This is a genomic window from Bradyrhizobium sp. HKCCYLRH2047 (assembly GCF_051168175.1).
Classification (GTDB): domain Bacteria; phylum Pseudomonadota; class Alphaproteobacteria; order Rhizobiales; family Xanthobacteraceae; genus Bradyrhizobium.
In genome coordinates, this window is record NZ_JBNPUM010000011.1 from 140,207 (window position 1) to 154,109 (window position 13,903).

Here is a 13,903-nt window from a genome sequence, read left to right on the forward strand (position 1 = left end):
CGGCATGCATGACTGCGGCATTGAGTTGTCGCGAGGAGGCCGAACGCGATCCGGCCCGCCGCGATCAGTGGTTGCAGCAGGCGTCGAAATGGATGGCGCTGGCGGGCGAGCAGGCGGGGCATGCCATGATCGTCTGCGAGCATGGTGCCGCGGCTCGTCACGACGCTAGCCGTTGACCATAGCTATTGCAGCGTCGGGTCGAGCCGGTCGCGCAGCCAGTCGCCGATGACGGACACGGCGAGCGTCGTCACAACGATCGTGACCGCTGGCGCCAGCATGATCCACGGCGCGCGCGTCAGATACTCGCGACCATAGCCGACCATGTTGCCGAGGCTCGTCATCGGCGGCTGCACGCCGAGCCCGAGAAAGGACAGGCCGGACTCCAGCAGGATGACTTCCGGAAACACCAGCGTCATCGACACGATCAGAGTCGAGGCGATGTTCGGCAGGATGTGCCTGAGATAGACCCGCTGCGGCGTCGCGCCGAGCTGGCGCACGGCGGCGGCGTAGCCTTGCGCATTGGCGGAGATGGCGAGCCCGCGCGCGATGCGTGCGTAGCGTTCCCAGCCGAACAGGCCCATCAATCCAATCAGCAGCGGCAGCGAATTGCCGAAGAAGGCGAGCACGGCGAGCGCCAGGATCAGGAACGGCATGCTGGCCTGGAAGTCCGCCAGCATCAGGACCGCCTGCTCGACGAGGCCGCGGAAATGCGCGGCGAGAAAGCCGAGCGTGGTGCCGGCGATGGCGGAGATCGCGGTGGCGCCGAATGCAATCAGCAGCGAGATCCGGATCGAGACGATCAGCCGTGACAGCACGTCACGGCCGAGCTCGTCGGTGCCGAGCCAATGCGCCGGGTTGCCGGGCAAGGACAGGCGATTGCGCAGATCGAACTTGGTGAAGCCGTATGGCGCGAGCTGATCGGCGAAGATCGCCAGCAACAGCATCGCGACGATCCAGCCGACGGCGATGGTCACGGAGACGGGAATATTCGGCCAGCGCGGCCGCCGCGCGGCGGGCGATTTCAATGCAAGGTCGGTCATGCCTCTGCTCCCTTGCTGCGCAGCCGCGGATCGAGCAGGCCGTAAAGGAAATCGACGATCAGGTTCGACGTGACCATCGTCATCGCCACCAGCAGCAGGATGCATTGCACGACCGCGAGGTCGCGGTTGGCGACGGCGACGACCAGCAGACGGCCGACGCCGGGCCAGGAGAACACGCTCTCGACCACGACAGCGCCGGCGATCAGGCTGCCGACCATGAAGCCGAGAATGGTGACGGTGGGGATCGCCGCGTTGGGCAGCGCGTGATTCGTGATCACCCGGCGCCACGGCACGCCCTTGGCCGACGCCGTTCTGATATAGGGCTGACCGAGGATTTCCAGCATGGCGCTACGCGTGAACCGCGCCAGCACCGCGGCGCCGCCGAAGCCGAGCGTCACGATCGGCAGGATGGCATGACGCCACGAGTCCTGTCCGCCCGACGGCAGCCAGCCGAGCTGCACCGCGAAGATCAGCACGAGGATCAGCGCCAGCACGAAGCTCGGCACCGTGAAGCCCGCGACCGCCGTGATCATCACGGCGCGGTCGATCGCCGATCCCCGATGCAGCGCGGCGTAGACGCCAGCGGGAATGCCAAGCAGCACTTTCAACAGGAACGCCGGGGCGGTCAGCGCCAGGGTCGCGGGGATGCGCTCGATGACGAGCTGGATCGCGGGCCGGCCATCACGCATCGAGCGGCCGAGCTCACCTTGGCCGATCGCCCTGAAGTAGTCGAGATATTGCATCCAGATCGGATGATCGAGGCCCCAGGCCTTGCGGAACGCTTCGATGACCTCGGGCGGCGCTTCGGGCCCCATGATCATCAGCGCGGGATCGCCCGACAGCCGGAGCACGATGAAGGCAAAGGTAACGACGAGCGCGATCGTCAGCAGCGCACGCGCCAGGCGGATGGCGAAATAGCGCAGCATCACGCGGCGTCCTGGGTCTGCGATTGCTGCCCCGAGACGAGATGACAGGCCACCTGGCGCTGCTGATCCAGCGCGGTGAGCACGGGCTCCTCGTGGGCGCAGCGGGCGGTCGCGTGGCTGCAGCGCGGATGGAAGGCGCAGCCGGCGGGACGCGCCGCCGGATTGGGCGGGTCGCCCGTCAGCACGATGCGGTTGGTGCTGCGGCGTCCCGGAGCAGGGGAGGCTGATACCAGCGCCTGCGTGTAGGGGTGCTGTGGCCGCGCGAACAGATCGTCGGCGTCGCCATACTCGACGATGCGGCCGAGATACATCACCGCCACCTTGCTGCTGATCTGCCTGATGACGCGCAGGTCATGGCTGATGAACAGCATCGTCAATCCGAGCTGGGCCTGCAGGTCGACCAGCAGGTTCACGACCTGCGCCTGGATCGAAACGTCGAGCGCGCTGACCGGTTCGTCGCAGACGAGGAAGTCTGGCTTGGTCGCCAGCGCGCGGGCGAGCACGATGCGCTGACGCTGACCGCCGGACAGGGCGCCGGGATAGCGGGCGCCGTGGCTGTCGTTGAGATCGACCGCCTGGAGCAACTCACGCACGCGCGCGTCGCGCTCGGCTTTGGTGCCGATGTCGTGGATGTCGAGCGGCTCGCGGATCTGCAAGGCCACGGGAAGTCGTCGATCGAGCGCGCCGAGCGGATCCTGGAAGATCATCTGCATGCGCGCGCGCTGGGCGCGCCACGCCGCCGAGCCGGGGGCAGCGATCGGCGCGCCGTCGAAGCGCACGCTGCCGCGGTCAGGCGGCTCGAGCCCGAGCACCATGCGGCCGGTGGTGGACTTGCCGGAGCCGGATTCGCCGACAATGCCGAGTGTCTCGCCCTTCTGGATGGAGAAGCTCAGGCCATCGACGGCGTGGACGGATGCGGGACGCCCGAACAGGCCGGACCGCATCCGATAGGTGCGCGAGATCCCGGAGACCTCGACCAGCGGCGCTGTCATTCGGCGGCGAGCTCCACCGGCAGGCGCTGCGGCCGCAGGCAGGCCACCGCGCGGTCTGGCTCCACCGGCGCCAGCGGCGGCACGCCGGCGTGGCAGCCGTCGCCGGCAAACGTGCAGCGCGGCGCGAAGGCGCAGCCGCTCGGCAGCGCGCGCGGATCAGGCACCGTGCCGGGGATCGCCTGTAGCCGCCGCCTGATGCCATCGAGCGGCGGCAGCGCGCCGATCAGGCCCTGCGCATAGGGATGCCAGGGATCGTCGAACAGCCGCGTGGCGGGTGCGCGCTCGACGATGCGGCCGGCATACATCACGCAGACGCGGTCGCAATTCTCGGCGACGACGCCGAGGTCGTGGCTGATCAGGACCATCGCCATGTTGAACTCGCGCCGGATGGCCGACAGCAGATCGAGGATCTGCGCCTGGATGGTGGCGTCGAGCGCAGTGGTCGGCTCGTCGGCGATCAGGAGGTCGGGCTGGCCGGCGAGCGCCATCGCGATCATGATGCGCTGGACCTGGCCGCCGGAGAATTCGTGCGGATAGGCCGACAGCCGCCTGACAGCATCGGGGATGCCGACGAGATCGAGCAGCCTCAGCGCCTCGATGCGCGCGGCCTCGCCGCGCAGGCCGCGATGCAGCGCCAGGCTTTCACACAGCTGGCGCCGGATCGTGAGCACCGGATTGAGCGCGCTGGCGGGATCCTGGAAGATCATCGCGATGCGGCGGCCGCGCACCTGGTCGAGCACCTTGCCGTCGGCGCCGAGCAGCTCGCGGCCTTCGAGCCTGGCCGAGCCTGATACTTGCGCTTTGCCGGGCAGGAGACCCAGCGCCGCGAGCCAAGTCACCGACTTGCCGGATCCGGACTCGCCGACGAGGCCGATGGCCTCGCCCTTGCCGATGTCGAGATCGATGCCGTGCAGCACAGGCGTGCCGTCGAAGGCGACCTTCAGGCCGGAGATGCTGACCAGCGGCGCCACGGCGTCACGCTCCGTAGTTGCCGGTGCGGAAGTCCATCGCGAAGGCCGGCGAGGCCTTCCATTTGATCGACTTCGGCTTGGCGGTGAAGGTCGCGTTCTGGTGCAGCACCGTATAGGCGGGGTCCTCGCGCTCGGCGATCTCCAGCATGCGGCGGAACGCCTTCTTGCGCGCCTCGCGATCGGTCGAGGTTTCCAGGAACTCCGACAGCCGGTTGAGCTCGTCGTTGCTCCATTCGCCGACCTGCTGCTGCTGGCCGTTGGGGCCGTGCTGGGCGACCAGCGACGACACCGGATCGTTGAAGGCGGCCGAGTTCGACCAGTCGCGCACCGCGCGGGTCGGGCCGCGCTCCAGGATCTGCGACCAGTTCTCCTTGGTCTCGATCTGAACGTTGAGGCCGACCGCCTGCCACATCTCGACCAGCACCTGCGCGGTCGCGACCTGGTTGGTGTAGTAGTTGTTGAGCAGGCGATAGGGGATCGGGTCACCCTTGTAGCCGGCCTGCTTGAGCAGGTCCTGCGCCAGCTTCGGATCGAACGCCGGCACGCTCCAGTCGGCGATGAACATGTCGCCGTAGAACTCCCATTGCAGGCCCTTCGGCACCTGCGTGCGGCCGGCCCACAGGCTGTCGACGATGGCCTGGCGATCGATCGCATGGGTGAAGGCGCGGCGCACCAGGGGATTGGCGAGCTGCGGATGGTTCTTGTCGAACACGGTGAGACGGTGATTGAGGATGGTGCCGCCCTGGACCTCGAACGCCGCGTTCTTCTCGATGCCGGCGATCTGGTCCGGCGGGATGTCGCAGGCGAACTGGTATTCGCCGGACAGCAGGCCGTTGATGCGGCTCGCGACCTCCGGCACTTCCAGGAACCGGATGCGCTTCAGCGGCGGTCGGCCGCCCCAATATTCGTCATGAGCCTCGAGCGTCAGCGACACGTCGGGCTTGAACTCGACGATCTTGTAGGGACCGGTCGTGATCGGCTTGCGCGCCCAGTCGAGATAGCTCGCAGCCTCCTCCCAGCCGCGCCGGCTCATGATGTCGGAGCCGTAGCGCATCAGGCGGCCCTCGATGGTCACATCGGGCGTCGCGTTGACGAAGCGCACGGTGTATTTGTCGACGGCGTCGACGCGGACGAGGTCCGGCCACATCCGGCGCGCCACGCCGATCACGTCCGGCGGCAGCTCCTTGCCGGGGCGCGGCGTCGGGATCTTCTCGAACGCCTTGATGGTGGTGCGGCTCTTGGCTTCGCTGTCGCCGAACATGCGCTCGCGGCTGAACGAGAACACGACGTCCTCGGACGTCATCTCGTCGCCATTGTGGAACTTGACGCCCTGGCGCAGCTTCAGCTCGACGGTCTGGTCGTCGATGCGCTTCCACTCGGTGGCAAGGCCGGGGACGGCTTCGAGATTGCCGCGGAAGTTCTTCGAGATCAGGCTTTCCCACAGCGACGAGTAGAACACGCGCTCGCCGACATTGGACTGCTCGCGCAGCACGTCGAGCACGTTCGAGTTGGTCACCTTCTGTACGGCGATGGTGACCGAGGGACGGTTGTCGGCTTGCGCGATCGACACGCGCGGCAGGATGAAGCTGCCGCCGATCGCGGCGCCGGCGCCGAGCAGGCCGCGGCGGGTGAGCTTGGTCATGGCAATCTCTCTGTGGTCTGAGGTTGTCTGAAAGCGCGAACGTGGTGGCTTACTGAGCCAGCTCGAGCGAGGCGAGATACGCCGCGCCGGCCTTGACGTGATCGTGGTTGCGCAGCTCGAGGATCAGGCGCGGATTGGAGGTGAGGCGGGCCAGCGCGCGAAACACCGCCACCCAGCGGATGTTGCCTTCACCGGGCGCCCAGTGGCGGTCGGCATAGCCATCGGTGTCCTGGAGATGCACGTGGGTCAGCATGTCGCCGGCGGCGTCGACGTAGTAGTCGACCGGCGGTGCGCCCGTCGAATGATGCGCGTAGTTGGCATGGCCGGTGTCGAGCGAGACGCGCACCTTGCTGCTGCCCAGCGCCTTCGCCAGGCCCACGCGATCGAGCGGATCCTTGTCCTCGATGTTCTCGATCACCAGCTCGCAATTGGCCTGTTCGGCGGAAGCGATCACATCGGACAGCGTCGCCCTGACACGCTCGATCAGCGCCTCGCGGTTGTCCGGCAGCATGTCGATGTTGTTGTAGTCCCAGGTCGTGTAGGGCGAGTGGATCACCATCTGCGTGGCGCCGAGGAACTCGGCGACCTCGAGCCCCTGCAGCAGGCGCTTGGTGACGGCGCGGCGGATCATCGGATCGTGGCTGTCGATCTTGAAGCCCCAGAACGGGCCGTGGATGCCGAGCCGGCCGGTGTGGCCCGACAGCATCGACTTGATCTCGTTGGCGGTGCTGCGCCAGTCGCTGTCGAGAAGATCCGCCCGGAAGAAGTCCTGGATTTCGAGATCGCGCTGGCGTTCGAGCAGCCAGTCGCGATGCGCGGGAATGGACTTGACGGAGAGGGCGGCGCCGAGCACCGGCAGCGTGGTGGTCATGTCGAGGAAACCTTTGGCCTGCGTGAGACCCGGCAAGCGCTAGCGGAGTTCGATGACGCTCCCATGAAGGGCTGTGGAGGACGACCGCGACATGTTGTGCCTGCGCCTGCACGAAGCCGGTCAGCAGATCAATCCCTGGGGTAGTCGCGCATTCGTCGCTGCTACTTGACGTAGCCGCGGGAATTGCAACAATGCGGCGAAAACGGGGAATTGGGATGACGGTGCGGCGGGCGATCCTTGGAACGGTACTTTCACTTCTGGCGCTGACGGCGATATCTGCGTTGAACGAGACTGCGCATGCGAAGGGGCCCTACGGCTCCGTCTCCGTGGCCGGTTGGTCGGGCGGCGCCTACACCGACGACAACACCGGGAAGTTCTCGAGCTGCATCGCATCCGCCAGCTACAAGAGCGGCATCAATTTCGGCGTTCTCGCGCTGCCGACCTACAACTGGGCTCTCGCCTTCATCCATCCTGGATGGTCGCTCTCGCAGGGGCAGAAGTTTCCCATCGTGCTCAGCTTCGACGGGCGCAATTCCTACAATGTCGAGGGCTCGGTGTGGTCGGCCAACATGGTCGTCGTGCCGATGCCGAACGACTCCAGCCTGATCAAATCGTTCAGGGCGGCTCGGACGATGTCGGCCTTCGCGCAGGGCAACCTGTTCCAGTTCGATCTGAACGGCACGTCGGTGCTGCTGCCGTCGCTGGCGAATTGCGTGCGCATGATCAATGCCGGCGGATTGGCGGCAGCGACGAATTTCACGGTGCAGCCCGGTGCTCACTCGGCGCAGCGTCAGGCAGCTCCTGCCGGCGCCGCGCCCGCCGCAACCGCCAGCACGCAGCCGTCACGTGCCGCGGAGGATTCTCCCGAGCTGCAGTTGGAAGCGATGCAGATCGCCTCCAACTTCATCCTCAAGGCCTCGCTGTCGCATCCGGCCATTCTGGGCGGAGGCGAGCGGCCGGTGTGGCTGACATCGGGCGGGGTCGCCTGGAAGGCGGACAACGCCACCGGCTTCGTTCGGATCGTGCCGCCACAGCGCAATGTCGACGGCCTGGAAGTCGCTGCCACGATCATCGGCAACGACGCGCGCGACTGCAAGGGCAAGTTCATCTCGGCGCGCAACAGCGAGCTGGTCGACAGCGCCGTGGTGTTCCGCGGCATGTCCTCCTGCGAGGACAGCGAGAAGTCGGATATCGCCGAATACTTCATCTTCCCGCGCAAGGCCGGCGGCTTCGTGCTGTTCTCGGTGGTCACGCCCACCAGGCCGGTCGGTGGCGGCGGTGGCCAGCAGCTGCAGACGCGCGAGGAGGCCAACGCCAATTTCCGCAAGGCGGCCTACACCTCGATCGGCAAGTAGGCCACTTCCTGTCGCGGAGCCGTCAGCAGCTCACCCTCGCGCCCGCTTCGGCCGCCTGATCGCGCGCACCTTGCCGCTGTCGCCGCCGCCGCAATACAGGGTCTCTTCGCCGTCGGATTCCATGCCGGAGACGCCGGTGCCGGCGGGCATGTCGAGCTGGTCGAGCACCTCGCCGGTGGCGGGATCGATGCGCCTGATGTCGCTGACGTCGTCCTCCCAGGTGCCGTGCCAGAGCTCGCCGTCGACCCAGGTGACGCCGGTGACGAAGCGCGTGCACGGAATGCTGCGCAGGATCTTTCCGGTCGCAGGGTCGATCTGGTGGATCTTGCGATCGCGATAGGCGCCGACCCAGAGCGATCCCTCCGCCCAGGCAAGTCCGGAGTCGCCGCCACCCGAGGGCGCCGGGATGGTCGCGAGCACGCGGCCGTCGTCGGGATCGACCTTGTGAATGCGATCTTCCGCGATCTGATAGAGATGCCGGCCATCGAACGCCGTGCCGGCGTGAGAGGGGAGATCGATGGACGTCCGCACCGTGCCGTCGGCGGGATCGAACGCCTTGATGCTGCTGCCGGTCGCGATCCACACCTGCCGGCCGTCATAGCTGACGCCGTTGACGCGCTCGGCGCCGTCGAAGGGGCCGTACTCGCGAGTGATCTCTGCGGCTGCTCGTGTCATGTCTGCCATCCTCTGCTTCCGATGGACCCACGCTAGTCGAGCGACGACCACGCGGGGAGTAACAACGCCGTCGCGAATTCCGGTACGACCGGACAGGTCCAGCGTTGCGCGCGGCCGCGGCCGAACGACTGCACCTTCCCAGACGATGCGAGTTCGTCGAGGGCACGCTGCACCGTTCGCTGGCTTGCGCCCAGCGCCAGCGCGAGGCCGGAGCTCGACCAGGCCTCGCCATCGGCAAGGCAGGCGAGCACGGTGGCGTTGTCGTCCTCGATCGGCTGCGCCAGCACGACGACCTCGCGATCGTCACACGGCACCAGGGCGAAGCCGTCGCGCGTGGCATGGATCTCGGCGAGGCCTTGGAGCAACTGGCGCAGCCGTCCGATCTCGACGCGCAGGCGCGCGCGGTGCGACTCGTCGGCCTCCTTGCCGCGGAACGCATGCGCGATCAGCTCGGCCCGCGGCACGTCGTCGGGCGCTCCCTGGGCCAGTCGCCGGGCGAGTGCAAACAGCACCGGGCGCCGCGCCAGCGGCACGATCTGGCTCGCCTGGCGTACCGCCAGGCGGCAGGCATCGATGATCAGCCGGTCCGACCGCAACAGCCGCTCGACGTCGTCGAGCTGCAGCAGGCGTTCCTCGCCACGCCGGATCATCCGCGCCGCCGGTGCCGACAGCGCCGACGAGGCCCGCTCGATCTCCGCCCGGAGCTCGGGAATGCGGGCCTGCTGCGCCGACCGCGCGGCGCGTTCGAGCGCCGATCGCGCGGTCTTCGTTTGCAGCCGGCGCAAGGCCAGTCCGGCCACGATCAGTTCGTAGATCGTGCGGGCCGCCGGCAGCAGTGGCGAGGGATCGAGATCGGCGAGGCCACGCTCGGCGTCATCGAGGTGCCCGACCAGCACCATGCGCCTGATCTCGAGGCTGCGCGCATAGGCAGCGTTGGCGCGGTCGCCGTGCTGCTCCAGGGTCTCGCGCGCCGCCGCGAGCGACTTCGTCGGCCAGCCGAGGTCGCGCGCTGCAAGGGCGATCTCGGCCTCGGCGACGGCGCAGCGGGCGCGGGCCAGAACCGCCTTGGGACCGAAGCTTCGCGCGGCCTGCCGGAGCAGCGCCTTCGCGCGCCCGAAATCGCCAAGCCGCGCCATCGCGATGCCGCGCAGCGCCAGCGCCGGGGGATCATCGCGCAACGCGACCCGGTTCAATGCGCCGAGCGGATCGCCCGCGGCGAGCGCCTGCGCCGCCGCCGAGATCAGCGAGTCCATGCAAATCCCGCCATACTTGTCACTCCCGGTCGCTCTCCTGCCGATCCTAGTCTGAGCTGCGGTCAACACGCAAAAAGGATGACGACCATGACCATGCATATCACCGGAACGCGCGAAGATTGGTTGAAGGCCCGGCTCGACCTGCTGCAAGCCGAGAAGGAACTTACCCGCCGCAGCGACGAGGTGGCGGAACGCCGCCAGGCCCTGCCATGGGTGCGCGTCGACAAGGCCTATCGCTTCGACACCGAGGACGGGCCGGCGACGCTGCCAGACCTATTCAAGGGCCGCTCGCAGCTGCTCGTCTATCACTTCATGTTCGGCCCCGATTTCCAGGTCGGCTGCCCATCCTGCTCGATGATCGCCGATGGCTTCAACGGCTTCCAGGTCCATCTCGCCAATCACGACGTGATGCTGTGGGCGGTGTCGCGCGCACCATTGGCGAAACTGAAAGCCTACAAGGCGCGCATGGGCTGGAGCTTCCCCTGGGCGTCATCGGCGAGCAGCGACTTCAATTTCGACTTCAACGTCGCGATCACCGAGGAGCAGCAGCGCCAGGGCGGCAGCGAGTACAATTATCGCACCAGTCCCCCGCTCGGGGCGTCCGATGTGCCGGCGATGGTGGCGGAGATTGCCGCCGGCGCCGGGACCGACGGCGCGACCTTCATGCGCGACCGGCCGGGCATGAGCGCCTTCGTCCTCGAGGATGGTGTCGTCTATCACACCTATTCGAGCTATGCCCGCGGCCTCGACGGCCTCTGGGGCGCCTATCAATGGCTCGATCGCGCGCCCAAGGGGCGCAACGAGCAGGGCGTCTGGTGGCGGCGCCACGACGAATACGGCACACGCTAAGGAGCAGAGCCATGGCGTTCTTCCCGACCAGGATGCGCGTGATGCCCGACATCGCCAATGGTCTCCGCTACGCTGCGGCGCCGACCTTCGCGCTGATGGCGGTGCTGAACGCCATGGCCCGCGACGGCCGGTCAGACGTGATCTGCTCGGCCATGCCGGCGGGTGCGCCGCTCGGCGACATGACCGTGATGTATCTCCTGATGAGCGCGTTCCATCTGGTGCCGTGGTTGAAGCGAATTGGAGGAAGCCTCCATAGGAATCGATGCGATGTGAGCTGATCGTCGACGCAGCAGTGAGCTATGCAGCTAAGAGTGTCCTTGCGGAGAGAGACCCTCACCCAAGCGAGTGTATGGATGAGCCGGCGATGCCCTCTCCCACAAGGGGCGAGGGCACTGCATTGTGCAGTCTTGCCGCGGCCCCAATTGGAACGCGTCGCTCGAGATCGCTTCAAGCGCGGTGGCCACTACTGCGCCCTCCCCTTGTGGGAGAGGGCATGTACGACAGAGCGGCAAACGCGCTTGGGTGGGGGTCTGTCTCCGCGATCCCGCTCGCAGAGGCGGGGCGCTGAGCGAGGCCACTTAGCTGGCGGCCACTTCTCACGCCTCCGCCGCCACCTTCAGCGCTTCCGCGCGAATTTCTTCCACCAGCCGCTCCTTGAGCGCTACGAATTCCGGCGAGGTCTTGACCTTGTAGGAGCGCGGATGCGGCAGCTCGATCTTGATGTCGGCCTTGATGCGGCCGGGCCGCGCGCTCATCACCAGCACGCGGCTGCCAAGGAAGATCGCCTCCTCGATGTCGTGGGTCACGAACAGCACCGTTTTCTGGTCGCGCTCCCAGATGCCGAGCAGCATCTCCTGCATCAGCACGCGCGTCTGGTTGTCGAGCGCACCGAACGGCTCGTCGAGCAGCAGGATCTTCGGATCATTGGCGAGCGCGCGCGCAATGGCCGTGCGCTGCTGCATTCCGCCGGAAAGCTGCTTGGGCCAGTGGTTCTCAAAACCCTTGAGGCCGATCTGCTGGATGAAGCGGTCGGCGATCGCGTTGCGTTCACTCTCCGGCACGCCGCGTTCGCGCAGGCCAAAGGCGATGTTTTCGCGCACGGTGAGCCAGGGAAACAGCGTGTAGGACTGGAACACCATGCCGCGATCGGCGCCGGGCCCTGTCACTTCACGGCCATCGAGCAGCACCTTGCCGCTGGTCGGATGATCGAGCCCGGCGACGATGCGCAGCAAGGTCGACTTGCCGCAGCCGGAGGGCCCCAGGATCGTGACGAAGTCGTTGTTGCCGATCGTGAGTTCGACCGGCTCCAGCGCGCGCGTCGGCGCATGTCCCTGGCGGGCCGGGAAGATGCGCGTGACGTTGTCGATGACGAGCGTGGTCATGCCAGCTTCCACGGGAACAGCCAGGCGTTGAACGCCTTGAACAGGAAGTCCGAGATCAGCCCGATCAGGCCGATGACGATGATGCCGAAGATGATCTGCCCGGTGTTGAGCAGCGCCTGGCTGTCGGTGATCATGTGGCCGATGCCGGAGGACGAGCCGATCAGCTCGGCGACGATGACGTAGGTCCAGGCCCAGCCCAGCACGAGCCGCAGGATCTCGGCGATGTCGGGCGCCGCGGACGGCAGCAGCACGCGGCCGATGATGCCGGAATCGCTGGCGCCAAGCGTATAGGCGGCTTCGACCAGATCGCGCCTGGTATTGCCGACGGTGACCGTGATCATCAGGATGATCTGGAACACCGAGCCGATGAAGATGATCAGCAGCTTCTGCAGCTCGCCGATGCCGGCCCAGAGGATCAGCAGCGGAATGAAAGCCGATGCCGGCAGATAGCGCGCGAACGAGACGAACGGCTCCAGGAACGCCTCGACCGGCTTGTAGGCTCCCATCAGCAGGCCAAGCGGGACGGCGATCACGGCCGCCAGCACGAAGCCGCCGACCACGCGCCAGACCGTCATGCCAATATCATACAGGAAGCCGAACTTGACCAGCAGATCCCAGCCCTCGCGCACCATCGTCAGCGGATCGGCAAGGAAGGTCTTCGACACATAGCCGCCGAACGTCGCCAGCGACCACGCCGCGACGAACACGACGAAGAAGGCGAGGCCAAGCGCTGTTCGGGATCTTGCGCTGACGGGATCGAGAGGACGGATCACGGAGAAGGCTTTCGTGGACTGGTGCGGGTCGTTCGAGGAGAATGGCTTCAGAGCAGGAAGACGCGGTTTTCAGCAGAATGAATCAACTCCGTCATTGCGAGGAGCGAAGCAACGAAGCAATCCAGAGTCTCAGGGGTGGCTCCTGGATTGCTTCGCTTCGCTCGCAATGACGAAGTCACCCAGATCGCGCTTCGAGTCTACTTGATGAAGCTCGCATCATAGAGATCCTCGATCTTCGGGATCTGCTTGATGATGCCGACCTCGAGCAGGAGCTCGGCCGCGTCCTTGTTGAAGGTCTTGAACTCGGTCTCGAAGAACTTCTGGCTCGCAGCCTTGTCCTGCCAGCGCAGATATTTGGCGGAATTGCCGAACTGATCAGCCGTCTGCTTCACGTCCGCGCCCATGATCTCATAGGCCTTGGCCTGGTCCTTGGCGATCAGGTCGAGCGCCTCGAAATAGCTGTCGGCGAGCGCCTTGGCGGCCTTCGGGTTCTCGGACAGGAATTTCGGCGTGCAGCCGAACGTGTCCATCACCATCGGATAGTCGAGCGTGGTGGCGATGATCTTGCCCTTGTCGGGGGCGGCGCGGACCGTCGAGAGATACGGCTCGTAGGTCATCGCGGCGTCGTTCTGGCCGGCGACGAAAGCCTGCGCGGCCGGGCCCGGCTCCATGTTGACGACGGTGACGTCCTTGATGCTCAGGCCGTTCTTCTTGAGCATCCAGGCCAGCCCGAAATAGGGCGAGGTGCCCGGCGCCGATGCTGCCACCGTCTTGCCCTTCAGGTCCTTGATCGAGGCGATGTCGTTGCGTACGGCCATGCCGTCGGCGCCGTAGCTCTTGTCGAGCTGGAAGATCTGCTTGGTGGCGACCCCGTTGGCGTTCCAGGAGATCCAGGTCTCGACCGTCGTCGCCGCGCACTCACGTCGCCGGCGGCAATGGCGAGGTGGCGATCCTTCTGCGGGATCTTCTTGATGGTGACGTCGAGCCCGTTCTTCTTGAAGATGCCGGCCTCCTTCGCCAGCGTCAGCGGCGCGAAACCGGTCCAGCCGGAAATGCCGACGCCGACCTTGACGTCGTCGGCGTAGGCGGTCGTCGAGGCCAGGAGCGCGGCCGTTACTGCGAGAAGCCCTAGTCTGCGCATCGTCATCGTCCTTTGCTGTGAGAGGAAGCTTGT

Annotated in this window: 14 protein-coding genes and 1 pseudogene; 4 read left to right on the top strand and 11 right to left on the bottom strand. The window is 66.6% G+C overall.

Annotated features, from left to right (window positions below; all coding sequences use genetic code 11):
• The first annotated feature begins 8 nt into the window (after positions 1 to 8).
• Positions 9 to 176 carry a hypothetical protein gene (locus tag ACQR1D_RS25025; RefSeq protein WP_315803409.1) on the top strand — a complete coding sequence of 56 codons (168 nt, stop codon included), beginning with the start codon at positions 9 to 11 and terminating at the stop codon, positions 174 to 176.
• A gap of 6 nt (positions 177 to 182) precedes the next feature.
• Here the strand turns inward: ACQR1D_RS25025 and ACQR1D_RS25030 are convergent, their stop codons facing one another.
• The 6 genes from ACQR1D_RS25030 to ACQR1D_RS25055 are packed head-to-tail and all read right to left on the bottom strand — an operon-like array spanning position 183 to position 6,442.
• Positions 183 to 1,040, bottom strand: a complete 858-nt coding sequence (locus ACQR1D_RS25030) for an ABC transporter permease (protein WP_315803410.1) — start codon at positions 1,038 to 1,040, stop codon at positions 183 to 185.
• Positions 1,037 to 1,966: an ABC transporter permease gene (locus ACQR1D_RS25035; RefSeq protein ID WP_316217428.1), complete on the bottom strand. Its 930-nt coding sequence runs from the start codon at positions 1,964 to 1,966 to the stop codon at positions 1,037 to 1,039. The genes ACQR1D_RS25030 and ACQR1D_RS25035 overlap by 4 nt, the downstream gene beginning before the upstream one ends.
• Positions 1,966 to 2,958: an ABC transporter ATP-binding protein gene (locus ACQR1D_RS25040; protein WP_315803412.1), complete on the bottom strand. Its 993-nt coding sequence runs from the start codon at positions 2,956 to 2,958 to the stop codon at positions 1,966 to 1,968. Before ACQR1D_RS25040 ends, ACQR1D_RS25035 begins: the two co-directional genes overlap by 1 nt.
• Positions 2,955 to 3,929 (bottom strand): ABC transporter ATP-binding protein, encoded by a 975-nt coding sequence (locus ACQR1D_RS25045; RefSeq protein ID WP_315803413.1) that lies wholly within the window; start codon positions 3,927 to 3,929, stop codon positions 2,955 to 2,957. The genes ACQR1D_RS25040 and ACQR1D_RS25045 overlap by 4 nt, the downstream gene beginning before the upstream one ends.
• 4 nt (positions 3,930 to 3,933) lie before the next feature.
• Positions 3,934 to 5,571: an ABC transporter substrate-binding protein gene (locus ACQR1D_RS25050; protein WP_315803414.1), complete on the bottom strand. Its 1,638-nt coding sequence runs from the start codon at positions 5,569 to 5,571 to the stop codon at positions 3,934 to 3,936.
• Between the two features lie 49 nt (positions 5,572 to 5,620).
• A complete protein-coding gene (locus tag ACQR1D_RS25055; protein ID WP_316182448.1) occupies positions 5,621 to 6,442 on the bottom strand; it encodes a sugar phosphate isomerase/epimerase family protein in 822 nt (273 codons plus the stop codon).
• A gap of 215 nt (positions 6,443 to 6,657) precedes the next feature.
• Between ACQR1D_RS25055 and ACQR1D_RS25060 the strand changes: the two genes are divergently transcribed.
• Positions 6,658 to 7,797 (top strand): hypothetical protein, encoded by a 1,140-nt coding sequence (locus ACQR1D_RS25060; protein WP_316237543.1) that lies wholly within the window; start codon positions 6,658 to 6,660, stop codon positions 7,795 to 7,797.
• Between the two features lie 30 nt (positions 7,798 to 7,827).
• On the opposite strand, the gene ACQR1D_RS25065 is transcribed toward ACQR1D_RS25060, so the two are convergent.
• Both ACQR1D_RS25065 and ACQR1D_RS25070 read right to left on the bottom strand, forming a co-directional pair.
• Entirely contained in the window at positions 7,828 to 8,472 is a 645-nt protein-coding gene (locus tag ACQR1D_RS25065) for a Vgb family protein (protein ID WP_315803417.1), read from the bottom strand.
• Between the two features lie 32 nt (positions 8,473 to 8,504).
• Positions 8,505 to 9,725, bottom strand: coding sequence for a helix-turn-helix domain-containing protein (locus tag ACQR1D_RS25070; protein WP_315803418.1), 1,221 nt, complete (start codon positions 9,723 to 9,725; stop codon positions 8,505 to 8,507).
• A gap of 87 nt (positions 9,726 to 9,812) precedes the next feature.
• Between ACQR1D_RS25070 and ACQR1D_RS25075 the strand changes: the two genes are divergently transcribed.
• A complete protein-coding gene (locus ACQR1D_RS25075) occupies positions 9,813 to 10,574 on the top strand; it encodes a DUF899 domain-containing protein (RefSeq protein ID WP_316217424.1) in 762 nt (253 codons plus the stop codon).
• A gap of 41 nt (positions 10,575 to 10,615) precedes the next feature.
• A complete protein-coding gene (locus tag ACQR1D_RS25080; protein ID WP_434840062.1) occupies positions 10,616 to 10,852 on the top strand; it encodes a hypothetical protein in 237 nt (78 codons plus the stop codon).
• A gap of 318 nt (positions 10,853 to 11,170) precedes the next feature.
• Here the strand turns inward: ACQR1D_RS25080 and ACQR1D_RS25085 are convergent, their stop codons facing one another.
• From ACQR1D_RS25085 to ACQR1D_RS25095, 3 genes and pseudogenes are all read right to left on the bottom strand, one after another.
• Entirely contained in the window at positions 11,171 to 11,956 is a 786-nt protein-coding gene (locus ACQR1D_RS25085; protein ID WP_434840063.1) for an ABC transporter ATP-binding protein, read from the bottom strand.
• On the bottom strand, positions 11,953 to 12,726 hold the full coding sequence (locus ACQR1D_RS25090) for an ABC transporter permease (RefSeq protein ID WP_434840107.1): 774 nt from the start codon (positions 12,724 to 12,726) through the stop codon (positions 11,953 to 11,955). The genes ACQR1D_RS25085 and ACQR1D_RS25090 overlap by 4 nt, the downstream gene beginning before the upstream one ends.
• Before the next feature lie 200 nt (positions 12,727 to 12,926).
• Positions 12,927 to 13,870, bottom strand: a pseudogene (locus ACQR1D_RS25095) (ABC transporter substrate-binding protein).
• Positions 13,871 to 13,903 lie beyond the last annotated feature (33 nt).

What these genes read in the sequence shown, in the direction of transcription:
- ACQR1D_RS25025 (WP_315803409.1), top strand. Translation starts at nt 9, where the DNA reads ATGACTGCGGCATTGAGTTGTCGCGAGGAGGCCGAACGCGATCCGGCC.
- ACQR1D_RS25030 (WP_315803410.1), bottom strand. Translation starts at nt 1,040, where the DNA reads ATGACCGACCTTGCATTGAAATCGCCCGCCGCGCGGCGGCCGCGCTGG.
- ACQR1D_RS25035 (WP_316217428.1), bottom strand. Translation starts at nt 1,966, where the DNA reads ATGCTGCGCTATTTCGCCATCCGCCTGGCGCGTGCGCTGCTGACGATC.
- ACQR1D_RS25040 (WP_315803412.1), bottom strand. Translation starts at nt 2,958, where the DNA reads ATGACAGCGCCGCTGGTCGAGGTCTCCGGGATCTCGCGCACCTATCGG.
- ACQR1D_RS25050 (WP_315803414.1), bottom strand. Translation starts at nt 5,571, where the DNA reads ATGACCAAGCTCACCCGCCGCGGCCTGCTCGGCGCCGGCGCCGCGATC.
- ACQR1D_RS25055 (WP_316182448.1), bottom strand. Translation starts at nt 6,442, where the DNA reads ATGACCACCACGCTGCCGGTGCTCGGCGCCGCCCTCTCCGTCAAGTCC.
- ACQR1D_RS25060 (WP_316237543.1), top strand. Translation starts at nt 6,658, where the DNA reads ATGACGGTGCGGCGGGCGATCCTTGGAACGGTACTTTCACTTCTGGCG.
- ACQR1D_RS25065 (WP_315803417.1), bottom strand. Translation starts at nt 8,472, where the DNA reads ATGACACGAGCAGCCGCAGAGATCACTCGCGAGTACGGCCCCTTCGAC.
- ACQR1D_RS25070 (WP_315803418.1), bottom strand. Translation starts at nt 9,725, where the DNA reads ATGGACTCGCTGATCTCGGCGGCGGCGCAGGCGCTCGCCGCGGGCGAT.
- ACQR1D_RS25075 (WP_316217424.1), top strand. Translation starts at nt 9,813, where the DNA reads ATGACCATGCATATCACCGGAACGCGCGAAGATTGGTTGAAGGCCCGG.
- ACQR1D_RS25080 (WP_434840062.1), top strand. Translation starts at nt 10,616, where the DNA reads ATGCCCGACATCGCCAATGGTCTCCGCTACGCTGCGGCGCCGACCTTC.
- ACQR1D_RS25085 (WP_434840063.1), bottom strand. Translation starts at nt 11,956, where the DNA reads ATGACCACGCTCGTCATCGACAACGTCACGCGCATCTTCCCGGCCCGC.